Below are 16,040 nucleotides of genomic sequence, written 5' to 3'. Positions count from 1 at the left end.
TTTAAAAAACTACGTATAAAGTATATTAATTTTATAAATGAATATATGACAAAATCAAAATTTGTAATTGATAAATTAACAAAACTATTTGAACAAGGACTAATTTCTTATAAAGATTTAAGCTCTGAAATCATAAATGTTTTAAGATCTAAAAGAGATGAAATCATTTTTAAAATGAAATTAACCAGCAAAGAAGAAACAGATATATTAATTAAAAGAGTTGAAAATTTAGAAAAAAAAATCAACAAATTAGAAAAAAAAAGTCCAAATAAAAAATCTACAAAGGTAAAAAAATCTTAACTCTAAGACCGTTTAAAGGAGATTTTTCTAATAAAATATTTCCTCCATGGGATTTGATTATGTCAGATGTAATTGATAATCCAAGACCAACACTAGATTTCGAGTTCCCTCTACTTTTGTCTACTTTATAAAATGGTTTGAAAACATTCTCCAACTCTTCTTTAGGAATACCAACTCCATCATCATCAATAGTAATTATTATGTTACTTTCTTTTTTTGATAGATGAAAATTTATATTTTCAGCATATTTAATTGAATTATCAATTAAATTATTTAAAGATCTCTGTATTAAATTCTTTCTTCCATTCATATAAACTCTTGGAATTATTTCTTTAGTTATTTTATCATTATTATATTTATCTATTGTAATTTCGATTAATTCAGAAATATCAAAAGTTTCATCTTTTTCTAAATAAGATGAACTTGTAAATTGCAGATATTCATTAAGCATTTTTTCCATTTCATCTATATCTAAAGACATTTTTATTGATAAATCTTTATCTTTCATAAAAGATAGTTGAAGTTTTAGTCTTGTTAAGGGTGTTCTTAAATCGTGACTTATACCAGATAACATTTCAGACCTTTGATTTAGGTGTCTCATTATTCTTTTTCTCATTTTATCAAATTCTAAACCTGCTTGTCTGATCTCTAAGGCACCAGATGGTCTGTACTCATCAATATTTTCTCCTCTACCAAATCTTTCTGCAGCTTTAGCTAGGTTTATAATTGGCCTTGTTTGATTTTTCAGAAATAGTATGGCTATAGTTATCATTAGTAGGGCAGGTAGGGTGATCCATAACGCAAATATTCTAGCAGATGAGCTTGCAACCCTATCTTTTGGGATAAAAAATTCGAAGTAACCGTCATTATGTTTAATATTTATATGAATAAGTTCTTTGTAACTTGTTGTATCGAACCAGTAATTTTTACTACCTATTTTGGATTTCAGTTCTCTTCTCAGTGTTCTATCTATTGGACTAAACCACCTTTCTTTTTGAGGTTTTTTAAATGAATCGTCTTTTTTAAACTCAACATTAAGATCTAAATAAATTGAGAATAAGCCTGACAGGTCATTATTATTATATTTTCCGTTATCATAAGCTGCTATGAATGTTTTCATCTCACCGATCAATGCTCTTGTCATACCTTTATTTGTTTTAATCCAAAGACTATCAAAGAAAACAATGGTTATAATTAATTGAAGAACAATAATAGGAACCGCTACAATTAATAAAGCTCTATAAAATAATCTTTTTGGTAGTAAATTTTTTACAAAATTATTCAATCCATAAAACATAACCAGCACCTCTTAAAGTTTGTAAGTATTTTGGATTTTTTGGATCTATTTCTATTTTTTTTCTCAGTCTTGTAATTATTACATCTATTGATCTTTCTTTATCTAGATCAGTTAATTTACCAATATCCTCTCTTGAAAAAGTTTTGCCAGGATTGTTAATCATTTTTTCCAATATAATTTTTTCAGTACTATTTATTTTATATTCAGTATCATTTTTAATGATTAAAAGTTTGTTAAGATCAATTTTAATATTATCAAAGGTTATAATTCTTTTTTCATCATTTTTTTTTGTTTTATTTAAAATATTTTTTATTCTTAAAGTAAGTTCTTTTGGCTCAAAAGGTTTTGGTAAATAATCATCAGCACCTATTTCTAAGCCTTCAACTCTATTTTCAGCTTCTCCTTTGGCTGTTAATAAAATTATAGGGGTATCAATCTTAGATTTATTCTGCTTGATAAAATCAAGGCCACTTTTGCCTGTCATCATTACATCTAATACAATTAAATCAAATTTAATTATTGAAATTTTTTCTTCAGCATTTTCTGCACTATCTGATGTAGTAACCAAAAAGTTATTTTCATTTAAATATTGTTTAATTAGAGATCTAATTCCCTCATCATCATCTACAACTAAAATGTGGGCTACAAAATCATTCATTAATTATTTTCTTTAAAACATTGTCAAAGTTTAGAACTTGATCAGGACTTGAATTTAAAAGAGCGTTATAAATTCTTTTTTTTTGTGTTGAAAATATTTCATTAAAAATTTTTTCTCCTTTTTCATTTAAAAAAATGTGTTTTACCCTTGTGTCTTGTTGATCTTTTTCAAAAAAAACAACATCAAGTTTAATTAAATCCTTTAAAACTCTATTTAAACTCTGCTTGGTAACCTTTAACTTCCTTAATAGATCGGAAATTGTAATCCCCCTATAAATTGATAATAGATGTAAAACTTTGTGGTGAGCTATACCTATAGAGTATTTATCCAATGTTTTCTTGGCATCTGAAAAAGAATCACGATAACTTGTGAATAATTTTTCAATCAACTGCTTTAACTGAGTGTCCTTTAAATATAAAAGTTCTTTCATTATGGGTAAGTTATATTGACATATTATAGATACAAAGATAATTTTAGAAAAAAATTTAAATTATTTCATACATGATACCCTACGATAAAAGATCTGGTAAAATCTGGTATAATAACGAGCTTGTTGATTGGGCTGATGCAAAAATTCATATTTTAAATCATGGATTGCATTATGCTAGCTGTGTATTTGAAGGAGAAAGAGTTTATGACGGATCAATATTCAAATTAGAAGAGCATACTACAAGACTTTTTTATTCAGCTAAAAGAATGGGAATTACAATGCCATATTCAGAAACAGAAATAAATGATGCATGTAATAAAATTATTTCAGTTCAAAATATAAAAGATGGTTATGTAAGACCAATGGCCTGGAGAGGTAGTGAAATGATGGCAATCTCTGCACAACAAACAAAAATTCATGTTGCTGTAGCAACCTGGGATTGGGGTTCTTATTTTGATCCAAAATTAAAAGTTAATGGGATTAAATTAAATATTTCAAACTGGAGAAAGCCAGCACCAAATACAATACCGTGGGACACAAAAGCATCAGGCTTATATATGATCAACACCTTGTCAAAACATGAAGCAGAACAACAGGGTTATACAGATTCTTTAATGCTGGATTATGAAGGAAATGTTGCAGAGGCAACTGGAGCAAATATTTTTTTTAAAGATAAGAATGGAGAAATACACACTCCAATTCCAGATTGTTTTTTAGACGGAATAACAAGAAGAACAGTTATTGAGATTGCTAAATCTAAAGAAATTAAAATTAATGAGAGAAAAATTAAACCAGAAGAACTAAAAGATTTTGTTGGTTGTTTTTTAACTGGGTCAGCTGCAGAAGTAACACCAGTATCATGTATTGCAGATAATCAATTTAAAGTTTGTGAAACTATAATTGATTTGAATGAAAGTTATCAAGCTTTAGTTAGAAAAAAATAGATTATTTACTTCTTATTATCCTCAGACATTGCATGGTCAATGCCTTTTCTTAAATACTCATAACCAGTATACAGAGTTAAAAATGCAGAAAGCCAAAGCAGGATAATGCCAATCGTTTGAGCATTATAATCTTGAAAATTTAAAATTTTATTACCAGTTTCACCTGTCAGTAAAAGAGCTATGGCAACCATTTGTAAAAAAGTTTTTAATTTTGCTAAATTAGTTACTGGTAATTTAATTTGCCCTCTAGCTAGAAACTCTCTTAAGCCTGAAATTAGTATTTCTCTTGTAAGTATTATAATTGCAGCAATAACCTCATAATGTTTAATTGTACCACTCATAACAAGCAATATAAGTGCAGTAGCAACAATAATTTTATCTGCTATAGGATCAAGTAATTCACCTAACTTAAACTCTTCGCCCATCATTCTTGCCAACATTCCATCCAAAAAATCAGTAAATGAAGCAATTACAAACAATACGCATGCAGTTAGGTCACCATAAAAGCCCGGCAAATAAAATGCTAGAACAAAAAAGGGTACAATTATTATTCTACCAATTGTTAAAATATTTGGAATTTTTTTAAGCATAATTATTCGTGAAAAAAGTTATATATCTTTTTTGCAACTTTTTCCTCAACACCTTCAACTGATTTAATCTCATCAAAACTAGCAGATTCTACAGATCTAGCAGAGCCAAAATGGTTTAATAGAGCTCTTTTTCTAATTGATCCAATACCATCAATTTGATCTAATAATGATTTTGTAATTCCTTTTGCTCTTTTTGCTCTATGAGAGGTGATGGCAAATCTATGTGCTTCATCACGCAGTCTCTGCATAAAAAAGAGAGTAGGGTCATTCTTATCAAATTTAAATGAATTTCCCTTATAGAAAAAAGTTTCATCACCACTATTTCTTAATTTACCCTTAGCAATAGCAATCATAGGCAGATCATGTAAACCAAATTCATCTAATACTTCTTTGGCAGATGAATATTGACCCTTACCACCATCAATTAAAATTAAATCAGGAAGAGTTAAATAATTTCCTTTTTCTAACATCGCTCTTTTAAATCTTCTAGTAAGAACTTCTTTTAACATTGCAAAATCATCTTGTTCAGCACCCTTTGTCTTAATATCAAATTTTCTATATCTTTTTTTAACAAATCCTTCATTTCCAAAAGTAATCATAGCGCCCACGCTATTGGTTCCTGAGATATGGCTATTATCATAAACCTCAACTAAGTTTAGGCTATTTTTAAGATCAAATTTTTTAGCCACACCTTCAAATAAATTTTTATTATTATTTGTTTCATAAATTTTTCTATTAAGTGACTCTTTGGCATTTTTTTCTGCCATAGCAATCACTTTAGCTTTAGTTCCTTTTTTTGCTATATTAATAGAAATTGTGCTACCTTCTTTTTTGCTTAAAGTTTCTTCAATTAATTTCCTGTCCTCAATTTCTGTATTAATAATAATTAATTTTGGAACATTCTTATTTTCGTAAAATTGCATCAAGAAGGAGGACATTATTTCAGATACGTCCTGATCAGGATCATGTTTTGGAAAATAAGCTTGATTGCCCCAATTTTGTTTAGATCTGTAAAAAAATACTTGAATACAGGTTCTACCAGATTCTTTATAGGCAGCAATTACATCGGCATCAACTAGATTGGCTTCATTAATTCTTTGCGACGATTGAATTATATTTAAGGATTTAATTCTATCTCTAAAAATAGAAGCTCTTTCAAAATCTAGCTTTTCGCTGGCTTCCTCCATTTGTTTAGATAGATTTTTTTGTATATCCCTTGATTTACCTGATACAAACTGAATTGCTTGATCTACTGATTTTTTATAATCTTCTTTATCAATATAATCGACACAAGGACCAGAGCATCTTTTTATCTGATAAAGAATGCAGGGTCTTTTTCTATTTTTGAAGGTGCTATCATCGCAAACTCGAATTTGAAATATTTTTTGAAGCATCTTAATGGTCCAATTTGCAGTTCCTGCTGAAGCAAAGGGACCAAAGTAAAATCCTTCTTTATCTTTTTTTCCCCTATGTTTTGTAACTTGTGCCCATTGGTCTTTATTACTGATGAAAACAAAGGGAAAAGATTTGTCATCTTTAAGCAATATATTGAATTTAGGTTTATATTTTTTGATTAAATTAGCCTCTAAAAGAAGTGCTTCACTTTCATTGGCAGTAGTCGTTATCTCTAACTTAAAAGTTTGAGAGAGCATCCTTGCTGTTCTGATGATATGATTTTTTTCAGCTACATAGCTCTTTAATCTATTGGGCAGGTTTTTTGCTTTACCTACATACAAAATCACATCTTTATGATCAAGCATTCGATAAACCCCAGGACTTTTAGGAATTAATGGGAGCTCTTTTCTAATTACGTCTTTGCCTAATTCAGAGCTTTTCATGACTTCTTTTTTTGGTAATTTGGATACCAACAGAGGCACATTCTTTTATAATTTCTAATTTTTCAATTTGAAGCATAATTTTTCCAATTCGTTTATCTTTAAATAATACATCAAAAACATCTTCAGCAAGTGTTTCTAAAAAATTATAATGCTTCTTTTTTGCAAGTTTTGTAATTAATTTTACAACCTGACCATAATTAACAATTGATTTAATATCTTTGTCATTTGTTGGTTTTCTATCTTCATAATCAATCTCTAAACTAAATTTTACTTTCTGGGTTTTTTCTTTTTCAAAATCATAATAACCAAGCTTTAAATCTAGAGTTAATTCTTTAATAAGAATTTTTTTTTCATAATTAAATAAACTTTTATTTTTATCTATTTTGACAATATTTAGATTATTTTTTTTCATTCTTTTCCAATTACATCTGGTGTTTGCCAGTTTAAACTTTGTCCACTATCTATTGCTATTACTTGACCTGTAATTGAACTGTTTTTGATAAAAAAGTCAACAGCAGAACATATGTCTTTTACATTTACCTGCTGTTTTAAAGGGGTTGCTAAGTACTGCTTTTTAAAATGCATGTCAGTTTGTCTTTTATTTTTAATAGTTGGTCCAGGTGCAATTCCATTAACTCTTATGTTTGGAGCTAATTCCATAGCACTAGTTTTTGTTAGTGTGTAAAGCCCCGTTTTACTTAAAGTGTAAGAAAAGAAAAAGGGAGTTAACTTAAAAACTCTTTGATCTATTATATTTATAATATTGTTGTTTTTACCCTTAACATTTTTTGAAAATTCTTTTGTAAGATATGCAGGTGCTTTCAAATTTACATCAATATGTTGGTTCCAACTTTTAGAAGAAAAATTTTTAAGACTGTCATTTTCAAATAACGAAGCATTATTAACTAAACAATCAAAGTATTTTAATTTTAACTTTGAAAATTTTATAATTTTTTTTAAATCTTGTTCTTTTGCAAGGTCACCTTTTACCAAGTAAACTTTTGTTTTATTTTTTGACAATTCTTTTTGTAATTTTTCAGCTTCAGATTTAGACTTATTGTAATGAATAACCATTTCAACTCCTGGACCTGAGAGTTTCTTTGCAATAGCAGCACCCATTCTTGTTGCGGCTCCAGTGATAATTATTTTGTTTGCTTCCATTTTTTCTTACCTTTTTGTGCTCTTGTACCAGGTAAGCCCATTGTTGATCTACCTTTTGGATATGTTCTATTTTCTTGGTTATAGTGTTTTATTTTTGGGTTTAAAACAATTTCTAACTCTGATGCTTCTAAATTTCTTATTTCATCTCTAATTTTACCAGCTTCTTCAAATTCAAGATTTGTGGCTGCATCCTTCATTCTTTTGTTGAGCATCTTTAAGTGTTTCTTTAAATTTCCACCAATATTGTCTCCAGTACCTACTTTTAAATAATCCTTATCATAAACGTTCTGCAACACATCGCTGATTTCTTTCTTAATAGAAACAGCATCAATATTATGCTTTTTATTATAGGCAACTTGAATTGCTCTTCTTCTATCCGTTTCTTGAATTGCTTTTTTTATACTTTTAGTTTCTTTATCTGCATAAAGAATAACTCTTCCTTCTAAGTTTCTTGCAGCCCTTCCAATAGTTTGAACTAAAGAAGTTTCAGACCTTAAAAATCCTTCTTTATCAGCATCTAAAATTCCAACTAATGCACACTCTGGAATATCTAGTCCTTCTCTTAAAAGGTTAATTCCCACTAAGACATCAAAAACACCAAGCCTTAAATCCCTCATGATTTCTATTCGCTCTAGTGTATCAATATCTGAGTGTAAATATCTAACCCTAATACCATTTTCATGAAAATATTCCGTTAAATCCTCAGCCATTTTCTTAGTCAATGTAGTAACCAAAACTCTAAAATTTTTATCTATTGTTTTTTTGCACTCATGCATCAAGTCATCAACTTGATTTTTGGCAGGTTTTATCTCAACAGGTGGATCAATTAGACCCGTAGGCCTTATTATTTGTTCAACAAATTTACCTTTAACTTGTTCTAATTCCCAAGGGCCTGGTGTTGCTGATACAAAAACTGTTTGGGTTCTCATTGCATCCCATTCTTCAAATTTAAGTGGTCTATTGTCCATGCAAGAAGGTAATCTAAAACCATATTCAGCAAGATTACTTTTTCTAGATCTGTCTCCTTTGTACATACCATTTAATTGAGGAACTGTTACGTGGCATTCATCCACAAAAATAAGAGTATTGTCGGGAAAGTATTCAAATAAAGTGGGAGGTGGTTCTCCTGGTTTTCTTCCAGATAAAAAACGAGAATAGTTTTCAATACCAGCACAAGACCCTGTTGCTTCTATCATTTCTAAATCAAACTTAACTCTTTCTTCTAATCTTTGTGCTTCAAGTAATTTATTTTGTTCTTTAAATTTTTTTAAAGTTACTTCTAATTCTCTTTTAATTTTAATGATTGCTTGCTCTATAGTTGGTTTAGGAGTGATGTAGTGGCTATTTGCATAAACTTTTATTACATCTAAATCTTGTATTAGATCTCCTGTTAAGGGATCAAATTCTTCTATTTTTTCTAATTTATCACCAAATAAACTTAATCTCCATGCTCTATCTTCAAAGTGTGAGGGAAATATTTCAAGATATTCTCCTCGAGCTCTGAAAGTTCCTCTATAAAAACTCTGATCATTTCTTTTGTATTGTAAATTTACTAAAGTTTTTATTAGTTGCTCTCTGCTGTATTCATAATCTTTCTTTAAACTCAACGTCATCTTGCTGTACGCCTCAACAGAACCCAGACCATAGATACAAGAAACACTTGCAACAATAATTACATCATCTCTCTCTAATAGTGATCTAGTAGCTGAGTGACGCATACGATCAATTTGCTCATTAATAGATGCTTCTTTTTCAATATAAGTGTCAGACCTTGGTACATAGGCTTCAGGTGTATAGTAATCATAATAAGATACAAAATATTCAACGGCATTGTCTGGAAAAAAAGATTTCATCTCTCCATAAAGCTGTGCAGCTAGTGTTTTGTTGGGAGCAAGTATTAGAGCTGGTCTATTAGTTTTTTCAATTACTTGGGCCATTGTAAAAGTTTTTCCAGAACCTGTTACACCAAGCAAAACTTGGTTTAACTCTTCTTTATTTGCACCCTTAACTAGTTGTTTTATTGCTTCTGGCTGATCACCGGCAGGTTTAAAATCTGTAACAAGTTTAAATTTTTTTCCACCTTCTAATTTCTGGTGAATTTCAGGATTTTTACTCTGTATATCTGTAATTAAATCTTGATAAGTATTTTGCATTATCTATAAAACTATTAGAATAAAAATATATTTCAATGAGCATTATATCAGACAGTCTAAAAAAGATTAAACCATCGCCAACTATTGCTGTAACTCAAAAGGCAAGAGAGTTAAAAGCTGCTGGAAAAGACGTTATAGGTTTAGGAGCAGGAGAGCCTGACTTTGATACACCAGATAATATCAAACAAGCGGCTATAAAAGCCATTAATGACGGTGATACCAAATATACAGCCGTTGATGGAACTGCTGCCTTAAAAGATGCCATTGTTAAAAAATTTAAAAGAGAAAACAATTTAGACTACACAACTGATCAAATTACAGTTGGTGCTGGTGGAAAACATGTAATTTATAATGCCATGATGGCAACCCTAAATGAAGGGGATGAGGTTATTGTACCCGCGCCTTATTGGGTTTCTTATCCTGATATGGTTTTATTAGCTGGTGGAACTCCAATTATTTTAGAGTGTAATGAAAAACAAGGATTTAAAATTAATCCAGCTGAATTAGAAAAATTTATAACACAAAAAACAAAGTGGATAATATTAAATTCACCATCAAATCCAACGGGTGCTTGTTATACTGAAAGTGATATTAAAGAAATTGCAGATGTTTTAGCAAAACATCCTCACGTACATATTTTAAGTGATGATATTTATGAGCACGTAACATACAAAGGTTTTAAATTTTTTACTATTGCACAAATTGATAGCTTGAAAGAAAGAGTTCTTACAATGAACGGTGTGAGTAAAGCTTACTCAATGACTGGCTGGAGAATAGGGTATGCAGCTGGTCCTAAAGAAATTATTAAAGCAATTGCTAAAATACAATCGCAATCAACAACAAATCCATCTTCAATTAGTCAAGCTGCAGCTGTTGAAGCATTAAATGGAACTCAAGATTTTATTAAAGAGAGAGCAACTTCATTCCAAGAAAGAAGAAATTTTGTCGTTAAAGCATTAAATGAAATAGATGGAATTGAATGTTTAAATCCCGATGGAGCATTTTATGTTTTTCCAAGCTGCAAAGGGTTAATTGGAAAAAAAGATACAAACGGAAAAGAACTTAAGACAGATACTGATTTTGTTCAGTCTTTATTAGAAAATAGTGGTGTTGCAGTTGTTCAAGGTTCTGCATTTGGTTTAGAGGGTTTCTTTAGAATTTCATATGCAACTTCTATGGAAAATCTTAAAAAAGCTTTAGAAAAAATATCTTCTTTTTGTAAAAGTCTTAACTAGGTTTTTGCTTTCCCCACATCTCAAAATATTTACCTTTTTCTAGTAATAAACTCTCATGCGTGCCTTGTTCAATAATAGTACCCTGGTCAAGAACAATAATATTATCAGCATTTGCAGCTGTAGATAGTCGATGAGCAATTATTAAAGTTGTTTTACCTTTAGAGACATTTTCTAGATTTTTTTGAATTTCTTTTTCTGTACTAGTATCTAATGCAGATGTTGCTTCATCAAAGAAAAATATTTTAGGATTTTTTAGAATAGTTCTTGCAATAGCAACCCTCTGTTTCTCTCCGCCAGATAATTTTAACCCTCTCTCTCCTACAATTGTTTCATAACCATCTGGTAAAATTGTTATAAAATCATGTATATCTGCATTTTTTGCTGCACTAATAACTTCCTCTTTAGTAGCACCAGTATTACCGTAAGCTATATTATAATAAATTGTGTCATTAAATAAGACAGTGTCTTGTGGAACTACACCAATAATTTTTCTTAAAGAGTTTTGAGAAATCTTATTTACATTTGTATTGTTGATAAAAATATTTCCCTCTTTTGGATCATAAAACTTGAATAACAGTCTACTTATTGTTGATTTACCAGCACCAGTTGGTCCTACGATGGCTACTTTTTTTCCATTAGGAACAGTAAATGAAATATTTTTAATGATAGTTCTTCTTATATCGTAATCAAAACTAATATTTTCAAATCTAATTTCTGCATCGTTACTTTGAGGTATATCCTCAAGATCATCATTTGTTGTTGGGGCAACTTCTAATAAGCTAAACATGTTTTCCATATCAGTTAGTGCTTGCCTAATTTCTCTATAAACAGAACCTAACCAATTCAATGGCTGATATAATTGGAGCATGTAGGCATTAATTACAACAAACCCACCAATATTAATCTCCCCACTTTTGATCCCATAAACTGACATCACCAACATAATAGTAATACCCACCATTATGATAAATGTTTGGGCTATGTTTAACAGTGAAAGAGAATGTCTACTTTGATTTGCTGCTAACTCATATTCTTCTAATGATTGATCAAGTCTATTAGCTTCAAAGGCTTCATTGTTAAAATATTTAACTGTCTCAAAGTTCAATAAACTATCAATCATCTTAGTGCTGACATCGTTATCAGCTTGGTTCATTCTTTTTCTAAATACATTTCTCCATTCAGTAATCTTAAAAGTTAAGAAAGAATAAAGGCCAATGGTTACAAGTGTTACAACAGCATACCATGGGCCATATAGATAAAATAAAATCCCAGAAACCAAGAACACTTCAAAGAAAGTAGGAGCAATATTAAACAAGACATATCTTAGAAGAAAATCTATTCCTTTAGTTCCTCTGTCTATATATTTTGCTAGTGCACCTGTTTGTCTATTTAAATGAAATTGTAAGGATAGATTGTGAAGATGTTGGAACATTGTCAAAGATATTTGTCTAATAGAATGCTGGGAAACTTTTGAAAATAAGGCGTCTCTAATTTCAACAAATGTGAAAGCAATTACTCTAGTTACACCATAGCCAACTACTAAAGCTATTGGTACCAGCATAAATAAATTAATGCCTGAACTTAATTCTGTCAGAGAGTTTACCGCGCTACCTAATACTAAAGGAGTGCTAACGCTTGCTATTTTTGCTAAAACTAAAGCAACAACCGCAAAACTAACTCGTATCCTTAAATCTTTTCTTTTTTTAGGCCACAAATAAGGAAGCAACAGTTTAAAAGTTTTAATGTATTTACCCTTTTTCACAATCTAGATATAACTGATTAGTAATAATTTGTTACAAGCAAATTAGACCTTATAATGAATTAAAAAAAGATATTTTAACTAAATAAACAATAAGGAAATATAAATGTTAAGTGTATATTTGGCAGGCGAAATTCACAGTAATTGGAGAGAAGAAATTATTCAACTTTGTGAAAAAGAGAAATTAGATGTTCAATTTACATCTCCCGTCACCGATCATGAGGCATCTGACAATTGTGGTGTAGAAATTCTAGGAGCAGAAGAAAAAAATTTTTGGAAAGATAGAAAAGGCGCTAATATTAATTCCATTAGAACCAAAAAATCTATTCAAGATTGTGATGTAATTATTGTTAAGTTTGGTGAAAAATTTAAGCAATGGAATGCAGCCTTTGATGCGGGTTATGCCACTGCACTTAACAAATCTATGATTGTTATTCATAATGACGATCATCAACATGCTCTTAAAGAAGTGGATGGCTCTGCTGCTGCTGTTGCTTCAGATCAAAAACAAGCTTTTCGTATATTGAAATATATATTGGAAGGTTCCTTAAAGTAATGAAAACAGCTTTGTTATTTGGCTCATCCGGCTTAGTTGGAGGGCATCTTCTTAATCAATTAATTAAAAATATTAATTACTCTAAAATAAAATTATTTGTTCGTTCAGTTCCTGAAATTAACGATCCAAAAGTAGAGATTATTAAGACTGATTTTAGTAATTTACAAAATCACAATGAAGATATCAAAGGAGATGACTGTTTCGTTTGTATTGGTACAACAAAAAAAAATTCACCTGATAAAGATGAATATAAAAGAGTTGAACTTGATATTCCTAAAGAAGTTGCAAAAATTGCAAAATCAAATTTGGTTAACTCATTTATTTTTGTCTCTGCATTATATGCAAACCCCAAGAGTTCAGGAGACTATGTAAGATTTAAAGGATTAGTTGAAGAAGAGTTAAAAGAACTTAATTTTCCAAAACTTGGAATAATGAGACCATCTTTTTTAATAGGAAATAGAAAAGAAAAGAGAGCAAGTGAAACAATAGGTATCTTTGTTTTTAAGTTACTTTCTCCATTACTTTTAGGTCCTTTAAAGAAAATGAAACCTATTCATTCCGAGACAGTTGCAAGAGCAATGATAGCTGTTATTCAAAATGACATTCAACAAACTATTTTTGAGTCTAACGAGATATCAGAAATAAGTAGTTAGTATTTTTAAACTAATCCAAGTCTAATTACTGAGTTCCCAGCATCTATAATGCTATCTTTTGCAGGTTTAAATTTCATACCCAATAAATCTTCAGAATATGAAGTATCAGTCTGCATTAAAATGCCAAGATCAGGCAACATAATCTTTACAGAAGAATCTAAGTAACTGATCAATTTAACCATAAAATTTGGCATTTCTTTTTTTGGAAGTTTTTTTGCATACTTTGGAAATGCTTCAGCCATAATTTTAGAAACTTCGAGCATTTTTTTTACTTCTGAACCAATAATTAAACGTCTTCCATTAACCTTAGGATTTTTTATAGATATAACATGCGCTCTTGCTACATCTTTAACATCAGAAATTAATATTCCAAAATTTGGAGCCATAGGATATTTTCCTTTAAGGAAAAGTTCAACATAGCTAGTTGAGGTATTTGTTTTTTTATCTAAAGCATCACCAAAAACTCCTCCTGGATTAATTACAGTTAATTTGTCTTTTAATCCTTTGCTTTCCATTAATTCCCATGCTGCTTGTTCAGCTTTTGTCTTTGATGTGGTATAGTCATTTGATCCACTCCAATCAGTATCCGACCAATCACTTTCCCCAAAATTATATGGGTTTGTTCTGTTAGGTTTTTTAAACATAGCTACTATTGATGAAGTAAGAATTATTTTTTCAACATTAGCTTCTATACCAGCATTTAAAACTCTTAACGCCCCACCTTTAGCAGCTGGAACTAAAGCTTCTCTATTTCTTGAACTTTTCATAGGGTAGGGAGACGCAGTGTGTATAATATATTTACAATCTTTAGCAGCCTCAACCCAACCATCATCTTTTAATAAGTCCAATTCAACAAATGATAATTTATCTGTTGAAACATATTCGCTTAGAGTTTTCTTTGTTTTATCTAATGAGTTTTGGCTTCTAACAGTTCCTAAAACTTCATATCCAGAATTTAATAATTCAATTGCTATATGTTTTGCAATCCAGCCACTTATTCCAGTTAATAATACTTTATTTGTCATTTTGTTGTTCCTTTTTAATTAAATTTTTATTTTGATACATATGGACATGAATAATCTTTTATCAACTAATTATAAGCTTACTAGTCACTTCAAAGTTACTTAAATCATGACTGGTCATTTTTTGTTATTAGTTTACAAAAGATATGTGGAAAAAATTAATCAAAAACAATCATGTCCTTTTTCAAACGTTATGGAATTATTAGGTGGGAAATGGAAAATTTTTATTATTGCAAGAATCTATGAAAATAAGAAAATAAGATTTAATGTGCTTAAAAAAATAGTAACTAATATCAGCTCCCAAGTTTTGGCAAGAAAACTTGATGAAATGAGAAAAGATGGTTTGGTTGTTAAAATTATTAATAAATCTCAAAACGTAGAATATAAATTAAGTGAATTTGGAAATTCAGCAATACCAATAATATCTGCTTTAAAAAAATGGAGCCTAGGTAGAAAAAAAGAAATTTCTAAAATAGTGAGTATTTAAGTTAGCGAGATAAGAATTTTTCAGCTTCAAGTGCAGCCATACAGCCCATACCAGCAGCTGTAACTGCTTGTCTGAAAGTCTTGTCTTTAACATCACCTGCAGCATAAACTCCAGGGATATTAGTTTCTGTTAAATCCGGTTTAGTTAATAAATAACCTTCTTTATCCATATCTAATTGATCTTTAAAAAGAGCCGTTGCTGGATCATGACCAATTGCAATAAATAAACCATCTATTTTCATTTCTTCAATTTTATTTGTTTTAAGATTTTTAACTTTAATCGCTGTAACATTTTTAGGTTCGCTATCCCCAATAACCTCTTCAACAGCACTATCCCAAATTATTTCAATTTTTTTATTTGCCATTAATTTTTTTTGAAGTAATTTTTCTGCTCTTAAAGTATCTCGTCTATGAATTAATTTTACCTTCGATGCAAATTTTGTAAGAAACATTGCCTCTTCTACAGCTGCATTTCCACCACCAACAACTGCCACAACTTTTTCTTTAAAGAAAAAACCATCACATGTTGCACACGCTGAAACACCAAAGCCTCTATATGCTTGTTCTGATTCTATATTTAACCATCTTGCCTGAGCACCTGTTGAAATAATTATACTATCTGCAGTATATTTTTGTCCACTATCACCAATAGCTTCAAAAGGTGTAGATTTTAAATTTACTGATCCGATATGATCTTCTATCATTTCTGTACCAACTGCTTTTGCTTGGTCTCGCATTTGATCCATTAACCATGGACCTTGAATTACATCTGAAAATCCAGGATAGTTTTCTACATCTGTTGTTGTAGTTAATTGTCCACCAGGTTCAGAGCCGTATACTAAAACAGGGCTTAGCATTGCTCGGGCAGCATACACAGCTGCTGTATAGCCAGCTGGACCTGACCCTATTATTAACACTTTTGTGTGTTTAATTGGATTTTCACTCATGCAGAAGTTAT

The 16,040-nt window shown here is 30.1% G+C and carries 17 protein-coding genes; 6 read left to right on the top strand and 11 right to left on the bottom strand.

What is annotated here, in order from left to right; all coding sequences use genetic code 11:
- Positions 1 to 45 precede the first annotated feature (45 nt).
- The gene (locus ABXT72_RS05835; protein ID WP_271492296.1) at positions 46 to 300 is read left to right on the top strand and encodes a hypothetical protein; all 255 of its coding nucleotides are present in this window, start codon (positions 46 to 48) and stop codon (positions 298 to 300) included.
- Here the strand turns inward: ABXT72_RS05835 and ABXT72_RS05830 are convergent.
- Genes ABXT72_RS05830 through ABXT72_RS05820 form a run of 3 tightly spaced genes read right to left on the bottom strand, consistent with a single transcriptional unit; the run spans position 278 to position 2,685 of the window.
- Positions 278 to 1,597, bottom strand: coding sequence for an ATP-binding protein (locus tag ABXT72_RS05830; RefSeq protein WP_415278019.1), 1,320 nt, complete (start codon positions 1,595 to 1,597; stop codon positions 278 to 280). The two genes, ABXT72_RS05835 and ABXT72_RS05830, sit on opposite strands and share 23 nt — an antisense overlap.
- Entirely contained in the window at positions 1,578 to 2,255 is a 678-nt protein-coding gene (locus ABXT72_RS05825; protein WP_415278018.1) for a response regulator, read from the bottom strand. The genes ABXT72_RS05830 and ABXT72_RS05825 overlap by 20 nt, the downstream gene beginning before the upstream one ends.
- The gene (locus tag ABXT72_RS05820) at positions 2,248 to 2,685 is read right to left on the bottom strand and encodes a MarR family winged helix-turn-helix transcriptional regulator (RefSeq protein ID WP_415278017.1); all 438 of its coding nucleotides are present in this window, start codon (positions 2,683 to 2,685) and stop codon (positions 2,248 to 2,250) included. Before ABXT72_RS05820 ends, ABXT72_RS05825 begins: the two co-directional genes overlap by 8 nt.
- A gap of 71 nt (positions 2,686 to 2,756) precedes the next feature.
- Between ABXT72_RS05820 and ABXT72_RS05815 the strand changes: the two genes are divergently transcribed.
- On the top strand, positions 2,757 to 3,629 hold the full coding sequence (locus ABXT72_RS05815; protein ID WP_415278016.1) for a branched-chain amino acid aminotransferase: 873 nt from the start codon (positions 2,757 to 2,759) through the stop codon (positions 3,627 to 3,629).
- Positions 3,630 to 3,634: 5 nt separating this feature from the next.
- On the opposite strand, the gene pgsA is transcribed toward ABXT72_RS05815, so the two are convergent.
- From pgsA to uvrB, 5 genes are read right to left on the bottom strand one after another with little or no spacing between them, the layout of a single operon-like run.
- Positions 3,635 to 4,219, bottom strand: coding sequence for a CDP-diacylglycerol--glycerol-3-phosphate 3-phosphatidyltransferase (gene pgsA, locus ABXT72_RS05810; protein WP_415278015.1), 585 nt, complete (start codon positions 4,217 to 4,219; stop codon positions 3,635 to 3,637).
- Between the two features lie 2 nt (positions 4,220 to 4,221).
- The gene (gene uvrC, locus ABXT72_RS05805) at positions 4,222 to 6,057 is read right to left on the bottom strand and encodes an excinuclease ABC subunit UvrC (RefSeq protein WP_415278014.1); all 1,836 of its coding nucleotides are present in this window, start codon (positions 6,055 to 6,057) and stop codon (positions 4,222 to 4,224) included.
- A complete protein-coding gene (locus tag ABXT72_RS05800; protein ID WP_271492313.1) occupies positions 6,044 to 6,469 on the bottom strand; it encodes a dihydroneopterin aldolase in 426 nt (141 codons plus the stop codon). The genes uvrC and ABXT72_RS05800 overlap by 14 nt, the downstream gene beginning before the upstream one ends.
- Entirely contained in the window at positions 6,466 to 7,218 is a 753-nt protein-coding gene (locus tag ABXT72_RS05795) for an SDR family oxidoreductase (protein ID WP_415278013.1), read from the bottom strand. The genes ABXT72_RS05800 and ABXT72_RS05795 overlap by 4 nt, the downstream gene beginning before the upstream one ends.
- Positions 7,200 to 9,371, bottom strand: coding sequence for an excinuclease ABC subunit UvrB (uvrB, locus tag ABXT72_RS05790; RefSeq protein WP_415278012.1), 2,172 nt, complete (start codon positions 9,369 to 9,371; stop codon positions 7,200 to 7,202). The genes ABXT72_RS05795 and uvrB overlap by 19 nt, the downstream gene beginning before the upstream one ends.
- 35 nt (positions 9,372 to 9,406) lie before the next feature.
- Here uvrB and ABXT72_RS05785 point away from each other — a divergent pair, with 35 nt between their 5' ends.
- Positions 9,407 to 10,606, top strand: a complete 1,200-nt coding sequence (locus ABXT72_RS05785) for a pyridoxal phosphate-dependent aminotransferase (protein WP_415278011.1) — start codon at positions 9,407 to 9,409, stop codon at positions 10,604 to 10,606.
- Here the strand turns inward: ABXT72_RS05785 and ABXT72_RS05780 are convergent.
- Positions 10,599 to 12,368: an ABCB family ABC transporter ATP-binding protein/permease gene (locus tag ABXT72_RS05780; RefSeq protein ID WP_415278010.1), complete on the bottom strand. Its 1,770-nt coding sequence runs from the start codon at positions 12,366 to 12,368 to the stop codon at positions 10,599 to 10,601. The two genes, ABXT72_RS05785 and ABXT72_RS05780, sit on opposite strands and share 8 nt — an antisense overlap.
- Before the next feature lie 103 nt (positions 12,369 to 12,471).
- Here ABXT72_RS05780 and ABXT72_RS05775 point away from each other — a divergent pair, with 103 nt between their 5' ends.
- Together ABXT72_RS05775 and ABXT72_RS05770 are read left to right on the top strand one after the other, a co-directional pair.
- Positions 12,472 to 12,921, top strand: coding sequence for a YtoQ family protein (locus tag ABXT72_RS05775; protein ID WP_415278009.1), 450 nt, complete (start codon positions 12,472 to 12,474; stop codon positions 12,919 to 12,921).
- Positions 12,921 to 13,574, top strand: a complete 654-nt coding sequence (locus ABXT72_RS05770; RefSeq protein ID WP_415278008.1) for an NAD(P)H-binding protein — start codon at positions 12,921 to 12,923, stop codon at positions 13,572 to 13,574. The genes ABXT72_RS05775 and ABXT72_RS05770 overlap by 1 nt, the downstream gene beginning before the upstream one ends.
- A 5-nt stretch (positions 13,575 to 13,579) precedes the next feature.
- Here the strand turns inward: ABXT72_RS05770 and ABXT72_RS05765 are convergent, their stop codons facing one another.
- Positions 13,580 to 14,599 (bottom strand): NAD-dependent epimerase/dehydratase family protein, encoded by a 1,020-nt coding sequence (locus ABXT72_RS05765; RefSeq protein ID WP_415278007.1) that lies wholly within the window; start codon positions 14,597 to 14,599, stop codon positions 13,580 to 13,582.
- A 106-nt stretch (positions 14,600 to 14,705) separates the two neighbouring features.
- On the opposite strand from ABXT72_RS05765, the gene ABXT72_RS05760 reads away from it, so the two are divergent.
- Complete coding sequence (locus ABXT72_RS05760; RefSeq protein WP_415278006.1) at positions 14,706 to 15,083, top strand: winged helix-turn-helix transcriptional regulator; 378 nt, start codon at positions 14,706 to 14,708, stop codon at positions 15,081 to 15,083.
- 1 nt (position 15,084) lies between these two features.
- Here ABXT72_RS05760 and trxB read toward each other — a convergent pair whose 3' ends face one another.
- Positions 15,085 to 16,029, bottom strand: a complete 945-nt coding sequence (trxB, locus tag ABXT72_RS05755) for a thioredoxin-disulfide reductase (RefSeq protein ID WP_415278005.1) — start codon at positions 16,027 to 16,029, stop codon at positions 15,085 to 15,087.
- Positions 16,030 to 16,040: the final 11 nt, after the last annotated feature.

Source organism: Candidatus Pelagibacter sp. Uisw_094, from assembly GCF_047729535.1.
GTDB lineage: Bacteria > Pseudomonadota > Alphaproteobacteria > Pelagibacterales > Pelagibacteraceae > Pelagibacter.
The sequence above is the reverse complement of the archived record's forward strand: the minus strand, read 5'-3'. Positions and strand labels throughout refer to the sequence as shown.